13 protein-coding genes are annotated in these 19,427 nt (G+C 51.9%); 8 read left to right on the forward strand and 5 right to left on the reverse strand.

Translation table 11 applies throughout. The features are described from left to right. Nucleotides 1-28: 28 nt before the first annotated feature. Genes A1332_RS06760 through A1332_RS06770 form a run of 3 tightly spaced genes read left to right on the forward strand, consistent with a single transcriptional unit; the run spans nt 29 to nt 4,583 of the window. Nucleotides 29-2,737: an LPS-assembly protein LptD gene (locus A1332_RS06760; protein ID WP_231890230.1), complete on the forward strand. Its 2,709-nt coding sequence runs from the start codon at nt 29-31 to the stop codon at nt 2,735-2,737. Between the two features lie 7 nt (nt 2,738-2,744). Next, nucleotides 2,745-4,031, forward strand: coding sequence for a peptidylprolyl isomerase (locus tag A1332_RS06765; RefSeq protein ID WP_064007791.1), 1,287 nt, complete (start codon nt 2,745-2,747; stop codon nt 4,029-4,031). Between the two features lie 6 nt (nt 4,032-4,037). Continuing rightward, nucleotides 4,038-4,583, forward strand: coding sequence for a DbpA RNA binding domain-containing protein (locus tag A1332_RS06770; protein WP_064007792.1), 546 nt, complete (start codon nt 4,038-4,040; stop codon nt 4,581-4,583). 33 nt (nt 4,584-4,616) lie between these two features. On the opposite strand, the gene A1332_RS06775 is transcribed toward A1332_RS06770, so the two are convergent. Then, complete coding sequence (locus A1332_RS06775; RefSeq protein WP_064007826.1) at nt 4,617-6,944, reverse strand: TonB-dependent receptor; 2,328 nt, start codon at nt 6,942-6,944, stop codon at nt 4,617-4,619. Between the two features lie 409 nt (nt 6,945-7,353). Between A1332_RS06775 and rnd the strand changes: the two genes are divergently transcribed. Beyond that, on the forward strand, nt 7,354-8,502 hold the full coding sequence (gene rnd / locus A1332_RS06780) for a ribonuclease D (RefSeq protein WP_064007827.1): 1,149 nt from the start codon (nt 7,354-7,356) through the stop codon (nt 8,500-8,502). A 193-nt stretch (nt 8,503-8,695) separates the two neighbouring features. Here the strand turns inward: rnd and A1332_RS06785 are convergent, their stop codons facing one another. The 3 genes from A1332_RS06785 to A1332_RS06795 all read right to left on the reverse strand — a co-directional run bounded on the left by A1332_RS06785 (nt 8,696) and on the right by A1332_RS06795 (nt 14,485). Beyond that, the gene (locus A1332_RS06785; RefSeq protein ID WP_064007793.1) at nt 8,696-12,793 is read right to left on the reverse strand and encodes an EAL domain-containing protein; all 4,098 of its coding nucleotides are present in this window, start codon (nt 12,791-12,793) and stop codon (nt 8,696-8,698) included. Between the two features lie 24 nt (nt 12,794-12,817). Then, nucleotides 12,818-13,474 carry a TMEM165/GDT1 family protein gene (locus tag A1332_RS06790; protein WP_064007794.1) on the reverse strand — a complete coding sequence of 219 codons (657 nt, stop codon included), beginning with the start codon at nt 13,472-13,474 and terminating at the stop codon, nt 12,818-12,820. A gap of 81 nt (nt 13,475-13,555) precedes the next feature. Continuing rightward, nucleotides 13,556-14,485: a ZIP family metal transporter gene (locus tag A1332_RS06795; protein WP_064007795.1), complete on the reverse strand. Its 930-nt coding sequence runs from the start codon at nt 14,483-14,485 to the stop codon at nt 13,556-13,558. Nucleotides 14,486-14,762: 277 nt separating this feature from the next. Here A1332_RS06795 and A1332_RS06800 point away from each other — a divergent pair, with 277 nt between their 5' ends. The 4 genes from A1332_RS06800 to A1332_RS06815 all read left to right on the forward strand — a co-directional run bounded on the left by A1332_RS06800 (nt 14,763) and on the right by A1332_RS06815 (nt 17,858). Then, entirely contained in the window at nt 14,763-15,317 is a 555-nt protein-coding gene (locus A1332_RS06800) for a DUF2780 domain-containing protein (RefSeq protein ID WP_064007796.1), read from the forward strand. A 47-nt stretch (nt 15,318-15,364) separates the two neighbouring features. After that, the gene (locus tag A1332_RS06805) at nt 15,365-15,754 is read left to right on the forward strand and encodes a hypothetical protein (RefSeq protein WP_064007797.1); all 390 of its coding nucleotides are present in this window, start codon (nt 15,365-15,367) and stop codon (nt 15,752-15,754) included. Nucleotides 15,755-15,832: 78 nt separating this feature from the next. Further along, complete coding sequence (nadA, locus tag A1332_RS06810) at nt 15,833-16,927, forward strand: quinolinate synthase NadA (RefSeq protein WP_064007798.1); 1,095 nt, start codon at nt 15,833-15,835, stop codon at nt 16,925-16,927. A gap of 79 nt (nt 16,928-17,006) precedes the next feature. Further along, the gene (locus tag A1332_RS06815) at nt 17,007-17,858 is read left to right on the forward strand and encodes a transglycosylase SLT domain-containing protein (RefSeq protein WP_197491411.1); all 852 of its coding nucleotides are present in this window, start codon (nt 17,007-17,009) and stop codon (nt 17,856-17,858) included. Between the two features lie 102 nt (nt 17,859-17,960). Here the strand turns inward: A1332_RS06815 and A1332_RS06820 are convergent, their stop codons facing one another. Continuing rightward, a complete protein-coding gene (locus tag A1332_RS06820) occupies nt 17,961-19,274 on the reverse strand; it encodes a YbaY family lipoprotein (RefSeq protein WP_064007799.1) in 1,314 nt (437 codons plus the stop codon). Nucleotides 19,275-19,427: the final 153 nt, after the last annotated feature.

Raw genomic sequence — 19,427 nt, forward strand, 5'->3', positions numbered from 1 at the left:
GCAAACCAAAAATGGCGAATGGACCTGTTTGAATCAAACACCCGCAGGCAATGAGCCAACTGCTCAGCCGCAAGTGATTAAACCTACTCCACCCACTCAAACCAAGCCCGCGCCGCCGGAAACGGTCGCTCAGCCGCCTGTTCCTGTCGTTCCCGCACCCGTTCAGCAAGCGGTTAAGCCAGAGCCGGAGCCGGAAAAAATTAATGTGGTCGAAAAGGTGGTGGAAAAAGCCGTCGCCGAGCCGCAAAAACTGCGGGTCAAAGTGACTGAAAATCAAAAACCGGTGCTGGAAAAAGTCGAGCCCAAGACCGAGACAGTCAATGCCAATAGCGGCAAAGTGCCCGGCTGGACCTGTAAAACCGGCGACGACAAGAGCGGCTGGAATTGTAATTTGGTAGGGGCCGATCCGAAAGGCGAGGCCCATGTCGTGGCCGAGGGTGGTGGTAGCGAAGAGTCCGGTTCGTATTTGTTTACGCCTACCTTTGATCGCAAACAGGAGCGGGATTTTCAAACCTTACGTGCCGAATTCGATAAAGATCCTTGGCAAAGCTGCGAAGTGTGGGGCGCTAAAAAGCGCAAAATCAGAGCTACCTCAGCCGAGGTTCGCGATGCGGCGACCACCGATATCAACGCGGACTTTTCCGAAGTATTCGACGGCGAGGTGCTTAACTTTGCCGGTAACGTCGATATGGTGCGCGCTGATCAGCATCTGATCGCGGACAAGGCTAGTTACGATACGGTTGCAGAAACCCTGGACGCGCAAGGTAGCGTGTTATACAGCGAAGATCAGTTGGCGTTCTCCAGCGAGACTGCCTCCTTGAGTCTTGGTAAAGACGAAGCGCGCTTGCGGAAGGCGCAATTCATCGTCGCCGAGGCGCCGTTTCGCGGTAATGCCGAGGTGGTTTATCGCGAGAGTAAAGGCTTGTCCCGTTATAATGACGCCGCTTTTACCAGTTGTGCGCCGGGCAATCAGGACTGGATCGTGCATGCTTCGCGGATGAAAATTAACCGGGACAGCGGGCAAGGTTCAGCGAAAAACGCCTGGCTGGAATTTAAAGGTGTACCGGTGCTGTACACGCCCTATATTTCCTTCCCTACCGACAATCGGCGTTTGTCGGGTTTATTAGCGCCAACCTGGGGTAGTACGCAGCGGAACGGTTTTGACGTTTCCGTGCCGTTTTATTGGAATATCGCCCCCAACTTCGACGATATCGTCACGCCGCGTTACATGAGTAAGCGTGGCGAGCAATTGCGCAATAAGTTCCGCTATCTGACCGATATGTCCAGAGGTACATTTTCCGCAGAATATATGCCCAACGATCAGTTAGTCAACAAGGCCCGTTATTCTGCAAGCTGGAAAGATCAAACCAGCTTATTGCCTGGGTTGAGTTCCTTGCTGGATTTGAACTATGTCTCCGACAAGACCTATTTCAACGACTTGAACAACGCTTTGGGCTTCCAAAATACCAGTTATTTGCCCAGTACTGCGTTGCTGAGTTACGGCGGTGCTGTTGCCGGCACCGGCGTAGGCCTGTCGGTTGGCGCATACCACTACCAATCGGTGGATAAAACCATTCCCGATGCGGCCATGCCTTACGATATGCTGCCTCGCGTCAATTTCAACGTGGCCCGTGCGTTTGAAGGCTTACCGGTCACACTGGCGATGAATAACGAGTTCACCCATTTCTATCACACCGATTTGGTTAATGGTCAGCGCATTAATATTGCACCTTCGCTCAGCTTGCCATTGGAAAGTAGCGCCGGATATTTCATCCCGAGAATCACCGGTCAATACACGCAGTATCAATTAAGCAACCAAACCTTAGCCGGTCAGCCCAGTACAATCAGCCGGACGTTGCCGATCTTCTCGGTTAGCAGCGGTATGAATTTCGAAAAAGACCTTAACTTCGGTGGTTCGCAGTATCTGCATACCTTGGAGCCGCAGGCTTTTTACCTGTATATCCCGCGCAAGGATCAAAGCAATATTCCGGTTTTCGATACAGCTTTGTACGATACCAACTTTTACAGCTTGTTCAGGGAAAACCGCTTCGCGGGCGGGGACAGGATTCAGGACGCCAATCAGGTTACGCTGGCGACTGTTTCGCGGTTTATCGATTCCAATACCGGTTTGGAACCGTTAAAAGTCAGTCTGGGACAGATTATGTATTTCCAGGATAGAACGGTGACGATGCCTGGGCAGCCTATCGAAACCAGTAGTACCTCCAATTTCGTCGGCGAACTGAGCGGCCAATTCAATAAGAATTGGTCTTACATGACCGGTACCCAATGGGACCCGGAAGCCAACGGCTTTGCGCGCGGCCAGGTGGCATTAAAATACAATATGCAGCCTAACCAGATTGTTAACCTCGGCTATCGTTACCGCCGGAATCCCTTGGATAGCTTACAAACCATCTCGCAAACCGACGTATCGTTCCGCTTACCTTTGTTTGGTGAATGGTATGGTTTCGGTCGTTGGCAGTATTCTTTAAATTTCGACAAAACCACGGAAAGTTTCATTGGCGTGGAACGGGAAAACTGTTGCTGGCGCTTCCGTATTCTGGGTAGACGCTTTATCAACGGTGCCAATACCATCGCCTTTATCGATCCTAGCACCAAGCCGGAAACCGCGTTTTTCGTACAGTTGGAGCTGAAAGGTCTGTCCAGCTTCGGCGACAATGTCGATACGTTCCTGCAAACCAACCTGAAAGGCTATCGCAAAGCCAGCTATTTTGAGTAAGCAACGCATGATAAAAAATTGGTTAGTGATTTTCTGTTTGCTACTGGGTGCTTACATCGCCCCGGGTCAGGCCCAAGTATTGGACAGGATAGTGGCGGTGGTCGAAGAAGATGTGATTCTGGAACGCGAGCTCAATAACGAAGTGGCTGCCATCACCAACAAATTGAGCAGTAGCAATGTGGCGATGCCGCCCGAGTTCGTTTTACGCAAACAGGTATTGGAACGCATGGTGGTTGATAAACTGCAACGGCAACTGGCGGCTAAATCGGGCGTACAGGTCAGCGATGAGATGCTTAGCGCTTCAGTCGCCGATATAGCCAGCCGCAACGGCTTGTCGGTTGAAAGCTTCCGTAACGAGTTGGCCAAACAAGGCATGGAGTACAAAGCTTTCGAGGATAATCTGCGCAACGAAATTATCATCAACCAGCTGCGCGGGCGGGAGATCGGTTCGCGGGTCAAGGTCACCGATGCTGAAGTTTTGCATTACATGGAAACCCAGAGCAAAGCCGGGCAGAGCAACTCCCAGTATCATTTGGGGCATATTCTAATCGCGGTGTCGGAGGCGGCTTCGGCCACCGCGATTCAAAAAGCCAAGGACAAGGCCGATCAAGTCATCGCCGATTTACGCGGCGGCAAGGATTTCAAACAAGTCGCGGTGAGTGTTTCCGACGACGATAACGCTCTTAAAGGCGGCGATCTGGGTTGGCGCAGCATCGGTCAAATTCCTTCGCTGTTCACCGAAGTTGTCACGACGATGAACCAAGGCGATGTCTCTGAAGCCATTCGCAGTCCCAGCGGTTTTCACATCATCAAAATGCTGGAAACCGAGGGTGCCGGGCAGCATATCGTTACCAAAACCAAGGTCAGGCACATTCTGATTAAGACTAATGAATTGGTGGACGACGCCGAAGCGCAAAAGCGCTTGGTGGCGCTTAGAGAGCGGATTAACGACGGCGACGATTTTGCCAACTTGGCGCGCGCACATTCCGACGACAAAGGTTCTGCGATTAATGGCGGTTCGCTGGATTGGGTAGGTCCGGGCGCATTAGTGCCGCCTTTTGAGGAAGCCATGAACAAGCTGGCGATTAACGAGATTAGTCAGCCGGTGCAAACCCAGTTCGGTTGGCACATGATCCAGGTGTTGGGCCGCGAAAACCAGGATAACAGCGAGCAATTCAAAAAAGACAAGATTCGCGAGGAAATCCGTAAGCGTAAAATCGAGGAAGAAACCGAGTTATGGTTACGGCGCTTACGCGACGAGGCTTTCGTGGAAATCGATCTGGATAGACTGTAAGGGAACATGAACGCTTTCTCTGTCGAAAGTCGTAAGGAAGACAAGTTTAAAAGACGCTTGCAGCGCATCGTCATCGAAGAAGACCTGACTCTGCATCGGGAGTTGATTCAACGTACCGCCGCCGAATTGGATATAGATCTACTGACTTGCGCCGCGGCCTTGGTTTATTTGAGCCAACCAAACTTGTACCCCGCTCATACTCAACAGCCCAAGTTGTTGGTCCCTCTACCGCAGCCTCACAGTCGCGGTCCACATGCAAACGGTAAAATGGTGCGTTATCGCTTGGCCGTCGGTAGTCAACATCAGGTTAACTGTGACGATATTCAAGCAGTATTGGTCGAAGAGTCCGGTGTAGATAAGAAGCGCATCGGGCGGATCGATATTCGCGATACCCACACACTGGTGGAGTTGCCGGACGGCATGCCGGCGGATATTTTTCAGTTATTGACCGAAGCGTCCATTGGACCGCATCGTCTCAACATCAAACGCATCAAGCCGAATAAATTCAGACAGACCCGTAACAACAATCAACTAGACGATGAAAACGGCTAATTTATCAGCCGTTTTCCTGCGGCTAAACTTGGCTTACATCGTCAGTCGAATGCCTATCCAAGCTGCGCGCGGAGCGCCCACCCCGACAAAACGGCTTTGTTGGTCGCCAGGCAATCCCACGCCGTCCAGGACATCTCCAGTATTTCCCCAAGTGCCGAAATTGGCATATTGACGGTCGAACAAGTTGGTCACTTTACCGAACAGCGCGACGTTTTTACTGAAGCGGTATTCGCTACGTAAGTTAAATACTACGAATCCGGGGAGCTTAGCGGTCAAATTGGCTTCGTCGCCGCGCAGATATTGCGAGCTGTTGTAGTTCATGTCCATACCCAAGGTCCAGGCTGAGACGATATCGAAATCGGTGCTGAACTTGAATTGATGGGCGGGAATGCCGGGGATGTTATCGCCGCCGTTCACTTGAATATTCCCGCCGTCATTCATAGGGTTGTTAGGACTGCTGCCCAAAAACGGGGTTTCGAAGCTGGCATCGATATAGGTGTAATGGCTAGACCAACGCCAGCGCTCGTAAAAATTACCCGACAATCCCGCTTCCACACCTTGGCGTAAAGTAGAGCCGACATTGTCGAAATAACCGACATTGCTGCCGACGCCGCCGGTACTTTTGAAAATGATGTCGTTATTGTTGATGGTGCGGAATAATGCCAAATTCCAGTCCATGTAGCCCGGCAGCAGGTTTTTAAAACGGCCGCGCACACCGGTTTCGAAGGTATTAGCGACTACTTGTTTTAAGGGAGGATCGGAGACGAAGGCATTAGGCAGACGGCAAGGGTCGTCCGGGTTGGCGCAGCTTAACTCCATGGGTGTCGGTACCCGCGACGATTCGCTGTAATTACCGTAAAAAGTCAATTCCGGCATAAATGCGTAGGTTAAACCGGCCGCCGGATTGAAACGATCAAAAGCATGTGAGCCATTCAGGTCGTTGCCGTAATGGTCGCGCAATTTAATGTGTGATTGGTTGTAACGGCCGGATACGGTCAGGTCCAACTTGTCCGTCAATGAATAGGTGTCGGTTAAAAACACCCCGTAATGATCGGTCTCGGTAGTCAGACGGACATGCGCATCTTGCAGCAATACCCCGCCCCCGGAAACTCCTCGGTCGGCTGTTAACGAACCAAGCTGGGTGTCGGCATGATAGCGGGCGTTACCGTAGTCGAAACTGGCTCCGCCTACCAGGTGGTTGTTACGGCCGAATATTTTGTGGTCGAAAGCGTTTTGCAAGGCAAAACCGAAGGATTGTTGCAGCGTGCTGGAGGTGTTGATGGTGCCGCCCTCGACCGCTGGTGAGGCGGCTATATTATTGCCGCCGAGGTCGAACAAGCCCTCATCGTCCAACTCGCCGCCGGATTCTGCACACAAAAAGTCGTCTTCGCCAGCGCCTTCGTCAATACATTCGCCAAACTCGCTACCATCGCCGTTATAAGTGCCGATCTTATTGCGCCGATAATACATGGTGCCCGACAACTGATTTTGGTTGTTTAACCAGGTATCACCGGCCAACGATACCAGCATCATCCGGTTGCGGGTGATGTCGGGATGCGTAAATACTTGATCGCGGCCGAATGCCAGCATTTCCTGGGGCAGGGCGCCATTGCCGCGCAAAGTGTTGTCGCTGCCGGCGATGCTTAAATCCAGGCCGGATTTAACGCCGCGCCAGCTCAAGGTGCCGAAGCCTTGCTTGGCTTCGCTAGGCGAATGTGCTCGCCAGCCTTTTTCGTTAAAATACTTGGCGTCCAGGAAATAGCCCCAGGTCCCGTTGTTCCAGCCGCTGGTGAGTTCTTCGGAATGGCGGTCCCAAGAGCCGCCTTGGGCTTCGAAACTATGGCCGGGCGCCGAGAAGCCGGTCTTGGTATTGATGTTGATCGAGCCGCCCAAGGCGTTCAAACCAAATGCCGGGTTCGATGCCGGCTGTAAACTCATATTGTCGATGGCGCCGCTGGGGATTAAATCCCAATTGATCATGTCGCCGAAAGGCTCATTGAAACGAATACCGTTAACATACGTAGCCAGGCCTTGCGGTAAACCCATTAACGGTGAAGCACTGAAACCGCGGTATTGCAGATCCGGTTGCAAGGGGTTGTTTTGCGCATCGTTGATATTAACGCTGCCTAGGTAGCGGTTCATGTAGTCCGCCAAAGACAGGGCTTGGGCTTCTTGCAATTTTTCGGCTGACACGGTTTGTACATTCGCCGGAATTTTATTGATATCGACGCCGCCGAATTGTAAAGGCGTTACCGCCACGACCTCCACTTCCTCCAGATTAGTCGCGACTTCCGCGGCTATGGCTTCGGCTAAGGGCAGCATGCTGAACAATGGCAGCACACCTAGCGCAACTTTTTTCATAACTTTACCTGAGTAATACAAAACAAAAGCGGCATGGTAAACAAGCTGGGCCGGGGGTTCCATTCCTGGAAATAAAAAGGAAAAATTCCTGTTTCGCATCGGGTCGGCAAATTTTGGAATATTTCCAATTACAAGCTGCTTCAGTGGCATGCCTCGGACATCCTCAAAACCGTCATTTCGGCATATCGTCTGTGGGGCACAAGGGGAATGCTGAAATCCAGCGTGCATGGGTAGCTCGATGCTTACTATCCATGGCACTGGATGCCCGCTTCCCGGCGGTTATGATGGAATATTTGATTTAGCTGAAGCAGCTCACTAGTCGGGAATATTTAAGTCAATAACGGCCCGACGGGGTAAAATGCGCAGTCACGCCGTTTTTCGGCAAGCCCTGTTAATTGCCATAGCGACTATGACTATTCAATATATCAACCGCCCGGATCAACTCGATAGCCTTTGCCAACTGATTAGCCAGGAGCCATGGATAGCCCTGGATACCGAATTCCTTCGCGAAAAAACCTATTACCCCAAGTTTTGTTTACTGCAAATAGCCGCGCCGGGCTGGGTGGCTTGTGTCGATCCCTTGGCAATTGCCGATTTAACCCCGTTGTTAGACGCGATTTACAATCCTGATATTGTCAAAGTATTGCATTCCTGCCGGCAGGATCTGGAAATTTTTTACCAGATTACCGGCAAAATTCCTGGCCCGATTTTCGATACCCAAATTGCCGCGCCGCTGCTGGGTTTTCAGGAAAATCCCGGCTACGCGATGCTGGTATCCAGCTTTCTGAACGTCAATCTCAGCAAGGCGCATACCCGCACCGACTGGTCGGAACGGCCCTTGAGCGAGGATCAAATTCAGTATGCCGCCGACGATGTAATTTACCTGTGCAAGATTTACAAAATCATGTGCGAGCAACTTGAAAAATTGGGGCGCTCGAACTGGCTGGAGAGCGATTTTGCCTTGTTGAACGATCCGGAGTTGTATCAACTGTCGCCGGAAAATGCCTGGTTGAAGATTCGCGGCAAAAACAAGCTGACCGGCAAGCAATTGTCCATCATGCAAAGTCTGACCGAATGGCGCGAACGTACTGCGCAGCAAGAAAACAAACCGCGCAGTTGGCTGTTGCAGGACGATTTGTTGCTGGAGCTGGGCAAATTGCAACCCGTGACCTTGGCCGATCTAGCCAAGATTCGCAACATCAACGACCGTACCGTCAATCGTTATGGCAAAACGATTTGCGAATTGATCGATAGCGCCAAACAACGTCCGCCCAAACCCCTGGCTGAAAAAGATCAAGCCGGCAAGAAAACCCAGCAGCATGAAGCGATACTGGATGTACTCAGCGCGGTGGTCAGAATTCGTGCCGAGGAAAATTCCCTGAATCCCATCATCTTGGCTACCCGCAAGGATTTGGAACTATTACTGTCCGGCGATGAGGACTGCCTGTTATTACATGGCTGGCGTTACAACATGGCCGGACGGGAGTTGCAGGGCTTATTGCGCGGCGATTTTACCTTGAGCTTGAAGCCGGATGGCGTGGTGATTAGTCCGGTTTAGGATGCAGCGAATCGGACGGTAAAATCGCACTGATACTGCTGATGTATCAACCCGTCAATAGGATCTCTGTGGCGCATATGCCGGAGACTCGATTGACAACCGTTGTGGCTACCAGGCTCCCGCCTGAGTGGGAGCGAGTGCGATAACAAAGTGTCAGGTCAATACTGCATTGACGGCGAGCGATGAGAGTCCGCTATCTTGATTTACCAAATTGCTGTTCAAACAATGCCGCCGGCAGCGGTTTGGCAAACAAATAGCCCTGGCCGTAATCGCAACCGATTGCACTCAGTAAATCGCGTTGCTGCTCGGTTTCCACGCCTTCCGCGATGACTTTTAAACCCAATTTATGCGCCATCACGATGATGGCTTCGCAGAGGACATAGTCGTTCGAGTTCGCTGATAAATTGCGGACGAACGACTGGTCAATCTTCAGATAATCGATGTCGAATTTTTTCAGATAGGACAGTGCCGAATAGCCGGTGCCGAAGTCGTCTATTGCTACTTGCATACCCGCGTCGCGGAACGCCATCAAATGATTGTGTACAGAAAGATTGGCGTCCAGCAGCAAGCCTTCAGTAATTTCTACCACAATACTTTGGCCCGACAATCCCAGTCGATGCAAATAATTGAACCAGTCTTCAGGGGCATGCTCGGCGCTTTGAAATTGCACCGGAGATTTGTTGACGCTGATTTGAAATTCGGGATGGATAGTGGCTCGCCAGTTTTGTACTTGTCGCGCCGCGGTTTCGAATACCCAATCGCCGATTTCTCTGATTAGTCCGGTTTCTTCCGCCAGCGGTATAAATTCCGCCGGGTTAATCAAGCCACGTTTTGGGTGATGCCAGCGCAGCAAGGCTTCCGCTTTACGCACTTCGCCGCTCAGCAAGTCGATGATAGGTTGATAGCACAGCAAAAATTGCGCGTTAGCCAGCGCGGTACGTAAGTCGCCTAGCATCGCGGCGCGGGCTTCCAGCGCGTCCTGTAAGGCTTGGGTAAAGAAGCGGTAGTTGTTTCGGCCTTGGTTTTTGGCGGCGTACATGGCCTGATCGGCATTTTTTTGTAATTGGCTTAAATCGGTGCTGTCGTTTGGATAAAACGTGATGCCGATACTCGCGGAGACATAAGCCAGTTCGCCATCCAAGCTGAACGGCGCACTGAGTTTTTTCAGCAGGTTTTTGGCAATCGATTCGGACACTTCGATGCAGTCCAGTTCGCTCAAGATAATCGTGAATTCAGCGCCACCCAAGCGGGCCACGGTATCTGATTCGCGCACACAGCTCTGTAAACGCCGCGCGGTCTCCTTGAGCAAGTTGTCGCCCATGTCGTGGCCTAGCGTATCGTTGATTTCCTTGAAGCGGTCCAGATCGACAAACAACAACGCAAACAATTGTCCCATGCGGTGGGCTTTTTTGATTTCCAGTTCCAGCCGGTCGCGGAACATGCGCCGATTAGGCAGGCCGGTGAGCGGATCGAAGTTGGCTTGCCGCCAGATTTGTTCCTCGGATTGCTTGCGTTGAGTAATGTCGGAAAACAGTGCAACCCTGCGTTGCGGCTTGCCTTCCGCATTATAGATGGTGTTGATTGCCAGTTCTTCGACGAACAGGCGGCCGTCCTTACAGCGATTTTTTATTTCTCCACGCCAAGCGCCGGTAGTATCCAACGCGGCCCATAGTTCTCGGTAAAACGTCGCATCATGTTCGCCGGAACTGAGGATATGCGGGTTTTTACCGATAACCTCTTCCTCCGTATAGCCGGTCATCGTGGTAAACGCGGGGTTGACGCTGAGGATGGTGTTATCGCTGTCCACCACTATCATCGCTTCGCTGCTGTTATGGTAAACCAGAGCCGCCAATCTCAGGTTTTCCTCGGTTTTGCGCAGCTCGCTGATGTCGCGGGCAAAACCCACTGTACCCAGCAACTGGCCTTGCTCATCCATTACCGGCGCTTTATAGGTCTCGAACCATTTGCGTACGCCGCGATCAATAATTTCTTCTTCGACTATCAACTTATCCCTTAAAGCCAGCACGCGGCGGTCATCGGCGAGATAACTTTCGGCCAGTGCCGGTGGGGCGATGTCGAAATCGTTTTTGCCGACCAGGGCTTCCGGATTTTCGGCGGCAAATACGTTGGCGAACTCCTGGTTGACCGCCAGCAATCTACTTTCGGTATCTTTCAGCCAAATCGCATGCGGAATGTTATCCAGCAATGCGCGCTGATAATATTCTTTCTGTTGTAATGCTTGCTCCGCACGATATTGATTACTGACATCGCGAAAACTCCATACACGGCCAACAATGTTGTCGGCGATACTTTGCGGCTTGGAATAGCGTTCAAAAATCCGGCCGTCGCTGAATTCGATCAGGTCGTAACTTTCTGTATCCGGGTGGTTGTAGAGCGTCTGGACTTTATCGAAAAACTCATCCGGATTTTTCAGCTGTTTAACGGCTAAATGAAAAAGTGTTGTGTCATCTTTATCTGCTCCAACCGCTGTGTCGGGTAATTTCCAAAGCTCAAAAAAGCGCCGATTGTAAGTAACGATTTGGCGTTGGAGGCTGACGACCAGAATGCCGTCAGCCGTGGCTTCCAAGGTAGCCCTTAGCAAAGAAATCGATTGGGCCAATGCGTCTTCTCGGGCTTTATTCTCGCTAATGTCTTCGTAGATGCCCAAAACCCCGATAATTTCATGATCGGAATTTCGTAAGGGTATTTTCGATGTACGTAGCCAAATGGTATTGCCGTCAGGGGTGGTTTGCGGCTCTTCATAAGCCAGTTTGCCCGTACCCGATATGATTACCTGGCGATCATCCGCTTGATAAATTGGCGCTTGTTGAGCCCAATTGAGCTGATGGTCGTTCTTCCCGATTAAATCCTTTGAGCTATGTTGTCCGGCGTCGCCGGCAAACAGCGCGTTGCAGCCCAAATAGCGAGAATCCAGGTCTTTCCAGAACACTCGGATCGGCAAGGTTTCCAGGACGGTCTGCAACAATAAATTGGATTCAGTCAGCGCTTTTTCAGATTTTAGTTGCTCGGTAATATCGAACAAAATGGCCAGATTATCTCCGACATACGATTCGCCTAAGGATACCGAGCCCGCGAGCACAGTACGCCGCTCGCCGTGTTTACAATTAATTTCCGCTTGGATGGTTTCGAAACTTTGTGTGCGACGGGATTTATCAGTCAACGCCAGCCAGGTTTCCATAATTGTCCGGCGGTAGATAGGGTCCGGATATGCTTTAGGCCACCATTCGTCAAGCGTTTTAATATCGTCCAGCGTGTAACCGAAAGCTTTGTTAAAAGCCGGATTTAGCAATGTGAAATTGCCTTTGGCGTCGTAAATGGCTTGGGGTACTGGGGAGTAATCGATTATCGCCTTCAAACGCCGTTCGCTATCTGCCAGTCCTGCGGTAATCAGTTGCTGTTTGTGTAGGGTTAGCGCCAAAGTCGTGCCGGTCCAGGACAGTACCAATATATAAAACCACAGGTTCAGCAACTCGCTTTTCTCAAAGTCGTCGCCGAAAAAGCCCAGATGATGTGCGGCTCCGAATAGCGCTTGGATGGTAATCAAGCTGGCAATCAGTGTCACGCCATGACGATTGAAACGGAGGGCGGCCCAAATGGCAAACAGAAACATCCAGTAACCGCGGGCGATTTTTCCAAAGACAGGCTGGAAAGCATCGAGAAATACTACTTGACCGGCGAACAAGGTCAGAATGATCAGCAGCAATGCTTCCAGGCCGCGTTTTTCAGCAAACCATTGCTTTGGCCATTTCCGCCAAACCAATAATATGGGTGTGGCCGTGACAATGCCGAAAGCATCCGCCATCCACCAATGTAAAAGCGATCGCGGCACCGCCGCTAATGGTATGAAACCGGCCAGATGTAAAGCCAAAGGGCCAATACCCGCACTGATTAACGAGCAAGCGGCGCCGGTCAGGGTTAACCAGATAAAGTGGCCTGGTTCGGTTAAATCTAAAGAAAAACGCCGGTGGCGTTTTAGTAGGTAGGCGGCTGTTACCGATTCCAGCGTGTTGCCACTTGCAATTGCAAAAGACAGTGGGAACGAGTCGTCTACCATCAAGCCGGCGGCAAAAGCGCCCAGAAATATGCCTGGCCAATAGCGAAGGCCTTTCAGCAATAAAGCGGCCAATCCCAATCCGCTGGAAAACCACACCAAGGTGACATTGCCGGTTTCCGAGAAATAGGTGAGTACAATTTTAGCCAATAGGCAATAAAGCCCAGCCAAGCCGAGTATCGCCGGAAAGTCTAGCCAGCGGTAATTAGGAAATGCCATGAATCGCTTCACGTCTGGATTTGGCTAAAGTTGAGGCAGTAAACCGGCGGCAAGCAAGCTTTCGTAGGCTTTAAAAGCCGCTATTGCCGATAAAATCAGGAAAAACACTCCGCTGGCTTTATGCAGCAAGGATAAGGGTATTTTTTGCAACACGGTGCGCCCGGCCAAAACACCTAATGCGGAGGTAAACGCCAACGCCAGCGTCGAGCCCAGCCAAACCGCAAGCGGTTGCGCGGTACTGCTGAACGCCACGACGGCCAGTTGAGTTTTATCACCAAACTCGGCGAAGGTAATTAGCACAAAGGTCGTAAAGAAAATACCGTGGCCGCTTTTTTCCGCAACGTCCTCGTCATCATCTTCGTCCTCGTGGTTGAGTAAGGCATGCAAGCCGAATACGGCGAATAGCAATGCCACTGTGGCCGCGACTATATACTCAGGAAGCCATTTAGCGATCGCTGCCCCAAAAACCACGGCCAAGGTATTCAGTAGAATAAATGCGGCGATTGCGCCCCAAAGTACGGGAGCCGCGCGGTGCCTTGATGCCAGCGTCATGCATACCAACTGGCTTTTGTCGCCGATTTCAGCGGCCGCGATCAGCGCAAAGCTGGTGCCGCCGGTCGCCAGCAGTTCCGTAAAGTTTAATGAGCTTATTTGAGTGATTAGTGGCGCGAGGTATTCCATTCTGCATCGAAGTGTTTGATCAGAAGATAAAAGCCCAAAAGGCTTTTGCCTTTTGGGTGGCCTGCTTTGTGTGAGCGGTGTTTATGTCAGTATTTTGTCCAGGATCATCATGATGATGAAACCGGCCATCAAGGAAAACGTCGCGACGCGCGAGCGGCCCTTGGAGTGAGTTTCCGGGATGATTTCTTCGCTGATGACGAACAACATCGCCCCGGCGGCAAAACCCATCGCAATCGGCAATATCGACGAAAATACCGTGACCATGGTAATGCCTAACAGGCCGCCGACCGGTTCCACCAATCCCGTCAACGTGGCGATGGCAACGGCTTTCCATTTGTTATAACCCAAGCCAACCAAGGGCAAGGCCACCGCCAGACCTTCCGGTAAGTTTTGCAAGGCAATCGCAATCGACAATACCAAGCCGTTCTTCATGTCCCCGGAGCCAAAGCTGACGCCCACCGACATGCCTTCCGGGAAGTTGTGGATGGTGATTGCGATAATGAATAAAGAGATTTTTTGCAGCGAATCCAAGGAATGATCGCTGACCGAATCAAAATGTAGATGCGGCAAATGACTGTCGGCAAAATGTAGGAACAGCGCACCGATCAGCATGCCGGCCGACACGATCCATAAGCCTTTACCGGGCCAGATTTGCTCGCCGTAATCCAGACCTGGCACCAACAAAGAAAACGCGGTGGCCGCCAGCATCACGCCGGCCGCGGCACCCAGTAAGCCATTGAACAGCCGGTCGGAAATGTTTTTAAAGAACAGGGCCGGCAAGGCGCCGATGCCGGTAGCCAATCCCGCCAGAACGCTGGCCAGAAAGCCGATCACTACCACTTTGTCGAAAATGACGTATAGGCTGCCGAATACCAAGATTTGCGAGAGCAAAAATAAGCCGATAAACACGCCCCAACGCTGCATCAGCGGCAAGGTCATTACATGCAGGTATTGGGGATGGGCTTGCAAGCGAAGATAGTAGTCTTCGAGCGTTTTTTGAATATTCAGCATATTTTTACCTTTATTGTTCTTGTGGCTAAAGCTGGGATTATACTGAATTCATCCGAATTACCGATTTTTACCCACAATGTTTGCGGGGAGTTTCTCTGTCAACGTTAGTGCACACTCAGTCTTGGGATGGAAAACGCGCTGCCGTTCATATCCGGCGCATTGACCAGATAAAAGGGCGCAGGTTGTGTCCTAGGCCGGTTTCGATTTACAGTGCCGGTTTTGGCGGCCATGATGTGGCTTGAACCGGTGTTTCGGTGTTTTTCAGGAGTTCGACAGAATGAAGGTTTTGCAAGGTTTTACAGCAGTTAGCGTTCTCGCGGTCATCAATGCGTGCGCACCCGTTCAACAGCAGGTTTCGGATCAGACTTTCGCCTTGGGCGGGCCGCAAACCGGCTATGGAGCGGGTGCTGCGGGTTCTATCGCCGGTGCGGTGGGGCAGGCTAACCAGTTAGGGTTAATCGATATATTGGTCGGGCAATTGGGAATCAGTCCGCAGCAGGCGCTGGGCGGTGTAGGTTCAATTTTTTCCGTAGCGCAGCAGCGCATGAATCCTGGCGACTTCTCGCAATTGAGCAATGCCGTGCCGGGGATGGACCGTTATTTGTCCTCGGTGCCGCAACAGGTTTCCGCATCAGGCTCGCAATCTTTGCTGGGCGCTGCGGGTGGATTAATGGGCGGGCAATTCGGCAGTCTGGCGAATTTAGCCGGATCGTTTCAATCCTTGGGGATGAATCCGTCCATGGTCAGCCAGTTTGTGCCGGTGGTTTTGCAGTATGTGCAAAACCAAAGCGGTGCCGGCGCCATGAGTTTGCTTCAGCACGCTTTATATTGATTCGCTTGGACTTCAATCTAATTTTTACAACGACAGACTAAAAAATCATGGAAATATTATTGATCGGCGCAGTGCTGATGATCTTCGCCATTTTGCTTTCCGCATGGCTGATGACTTTTGCCAAATGGTTTCCGATAAAAGGTATAGACGGCGAATTTTTGAAAGACTACAAAACCCTGATCAGGGCCCACGTGGACTTCGCCTTGATGGCGCTATTTTGCCTGGGCTTTTACGGCACCAAAGTGCCGCTGCCGGTGACGGCTTGTTGGTTGGTCGTGATCGGCGGTCTGACCAATCCCGGCGTGTTTGTGGTCGCGGCATTCGATCCGGATTTTTGGTCCAAGCCGATCTGGCGGGTTTACTCGGCTTTGAGTTTTGTGGTGACCACGCTGGGCTTTGGCTGGATCGGCATTACCTTGCTGCAATATGCTTGGTAAATCGGCTGGCGATGGAACCGACTGTTAAAAAACCTGCCCAACGCTTTACAATTCTTTGTTTTATTTTCAGGTTAAAAAATGACTGCTGCCTTACCCATACATGATTACGCCTTGCTTGATGACGCGGAATGCGATGCCCGCATCGTTGCTGCCAAAGCCAAACTCGGCAAACGTTGTATCGTGCTTGGTCATCATTACCAACGCGATGAGGTGTTCAAACACGCCGATATTTATGGCGATTCTTTAAAGTTATCTCGGGAAGCAGCACAATCCGAAGCCGAATACATCGTGTTTTGCGGCGTGCATTTCATGGCGGAAGTGGCGGACATTTTGTCGCGGCCCGAGCAGATAGCCATATTGCCCGATTTGGCGGCCGGTTGTTCGATGGCCGACATGGCCAATAAAGTCAAAGTCCAACAATGCTGGGATGAACTGGCACAAATCATCGACGTGGAAAACGCCGTGACGCCGGTGACTTACATTAACTCCGCCGCAGATTTAAAAGCCTTTTGCGGCCAACACGACGGCATCGTTTGTACTTCGTCCAATGCCGAAAAAATCCTGAACTGGAGTTTTGCCAAACGCGAGAAAGTATTGTTTTTCCCGGACCAGCATTTAGGGCGCAATACCGGCTATCGGATGGGGATACCGTTAGAGCAAATGGTAACCTGGGATTTCAACAAACCGCAGGGTGGCTTGAGCGAACAGCAAATTCGGGATGCCAAGATCATCCTCTGGAAAGGCTATTGTTCCGTGCATCAAGCCTTTCAACCGGAGCAGATCGATGCCTTCAAGGAAAAACATCCGGAAACCATCGTTATATCCCACCCGGAAGCCTGCTTTGAAGTGTGCGAAAAATCCGACTATATCGGTTCCACCGAGATGATTTTAAAAATCGTCCGCGAAGCCGAAGCCAATACCCGCTGGCTGGTGGCGACTGAATTGAATCTGGTAAACCGCCTGAATCAAGAGTGCAAAGCCCAAGGCAAAAGCGTGCACTTTATGGCGCCGACCTTGAGCATGTGCTCGACGATGTTCCGCACCGATCCACAGCATTTATGCTGGGTGCTGGAAAACCTGGCGGCGGGCCATGTGGTCAACCAAGTCTCCGTGCCGGCCGAGCAAGCAGCCTTGGCGAAAAAGACTTTGGATAATATGTTGTTGGCGTCTTAGTCTCGAAGACCCAAGATTTTGTCTTAAGGCTAAATTTGTTGAACACGGCTATCGCTGCCATCGCCTGTCGCATCGAATTTTGAAACCGTTTCCCCGCCTGCTTTTGCTTGCGACCGCATTTTTCGGCGTGTCGGTCCATGCCGCTCAATTTTTGGAGGCGCCACGGGTTCAGGCGGCGCTGGAGCAGGGGCTTGCGGCAGAGAGGGGCAAAGGCGTTGGCCGCAATCCGTGGCTGGCGATCCGTCTCTACTGTGATGCCGCAACCATGGGTAGTCCGGAAGGCTTCATGCGGATTGGCCGGGTATTGGCGATCTCGCCGGGCCTTCCGCGCAAGCCTGAGTTAGCCAATGCTTACCTGGCAATGGCTGCCAGTTTGGGCAGCGAGGATGCTCTGCGGTATTACGATGCCCGTCATGGTAATGCAGAACTTCAGGGAGATTGTGACGCACTGACCGGAACCGGCTATACCGAATCGGGTGAGGCGGCTTTCAATATGGCCGCCTATCTGAGCAAGCAGCCAATCGAGCAGCAGCGGATAGCGCGGCTAATCCACAAGTTGGCGCCGAAATACCAGGTTGATGCCAGCTTCGTGCTGGCCATCGCGTTGGCCGAGTCAAACCTGAATCCGGTCGCCGTCTCGCCAAAAAATGCGCAGGGGGTGATGCAGTTGATCCCCGCTACGCAGGAACGCTTTGGGGTGCGGCAACCCTTCGATCCGGAGCGGAACATTATGGGGGCAATGGCCTACATCCGCTGGCTGGAACGGCGGTTTGCCGGCGACTGGCGACTAGTGGCCGCAGCCTATAATGCCGGTGAAGGCGCGGTTGATCGTCACGCCGGTATCCCGCCTTATGCCGAAACTCAGCAATACGTCCGCCGCGTCATGCGTTTTGCCGGCATGGCGGCAAAGGAAACGATGCGTTTCAACTAGGGCTTACCGTTTCTGCGGGGTAAACCGGTCAAGCGTCGCGGGTGGGGGCTATGTTTAGGGCGTTATCAAGGCATATAAACCTGATTCAAGTAAGATACGCAATCAGCGCAAATACAGCGACTCAAAACGCGCTATCACCTTATTGCCTGTAAGCAGCAGTAAATGTTCACCTTCGATACGGTAATGGGTAGTGGCATTGAGTGCCTCAAGTACTTTGGTTTCTAGTTCCATTGCAGGCGACGAGCAGGCCATCATGGTGCGGGCCATCTGCGAAAAGCGCAATTCCTGGCTTGAGTGTTTAAATGAGCCGGTAAATTGATTGCAGCCACTGAATCCGCTCACCCGCGAACCTTCGTTGGCCATGATCATATGAATTTGGTTTGTCGCTGACGGCGATATGGGTATCTGTTGGTCGCCAATATTCAGCAGTTTCCAATAGGTGTTTTTTAGTTCGGCAATTGCCAACCCAGCGTTGGAGGCTGCTGGTTTACAGGCTTTTTCGGGTTGCGACGCGTTGAATTTTTCGATCACCATCTGCTCGATGACCGGCCCTTCCATGCCCGGACGTTGCTCAAGTCGTCCTTTAAACGTCACCCACAGCGGCGAACCGGGCGCAACAGCCGATTTGCTGTAGTTGCGCTCTGCGGTCAGATAGTCGCCCGTCATCACAACCGGCCAGCTTAGGCCGCTGGCGCATTCTGTGAACGTCGCAGCATCAGCCATGTATTGGAACTCACCGTACCATTGCACCGAATCGTTTAGCGGATCGACTTGAATGTTGCGGCGAAGATCGAGATCGGCGGGCGATTTTATGGGCTGGCCTGCGGTATCAAGCTGACGCAATGTGTCGTTATCAAGGATGGCAAACAGTGAGGTTTCAGTGCCATTGTTCAGGCGCAATAAATTATCTGTAATTTTCCAGCCGCCGGCTTCGGCAAACAAGCCGTTGGGTTTCTCTTGGTAAACCCGGCGCAAACGGTACAGGCCATCACCACGCAAAGTCAGGGTTTGCATAATGCCAGGGCAATCGGCACACGGCAGCGCTCCTGCAAAGCTGGCTGGTAGACTAAGGGGTGTCGGTAAGGCGTTTGCTGTAACGGCATCAAGCAGTAGGTCGACCCGATTGAGCCGGTCGTCGGTCAACACCGGATAAAGGCGCGTGGTGGTAAAACGCAGGGCGCCACCGACAGTAATGCTCGCCCTCAGGTTATAACGGTGGTTGGCATGGATAGCCGTCTTGGGAACTGGCAGCGTAAACGCTATGGGAACCTGGCGGTCGCCAAACCGCTCGCTAAATTCGGCCAACACCGGGCTTGGTGCGTCGGCTAGTGTCACGTCTTCAAGCTGCACCGACAACACCGCATCCGGCGGCATGGCGATGCGTTGGCGATACGCAGCCGTGCCACTGACAGTCATAAACTCTTCAAGAGCTTTGTCAGTCCTTGCGCATCCGAAATTAAAAACCGTGACCAACCATGCCGTGCATATGAATATTTTGTGAAAAAGCGAGTTCATTGGTCTGCTCTGTAATGGGTTGTCGAAATTATGCACAGAAAGCCCTAACGCCGG

It is taken from the genome of Methylomonas methanica, assembly GCF_001644035.1.
GTDB classification, from domain to species: Bacteria; Pseudomonadota; Gammaproteobacteria; order Methylococcales; family Methylomonadaceae; genus Methylomonas; species Methylomonas methanica_A.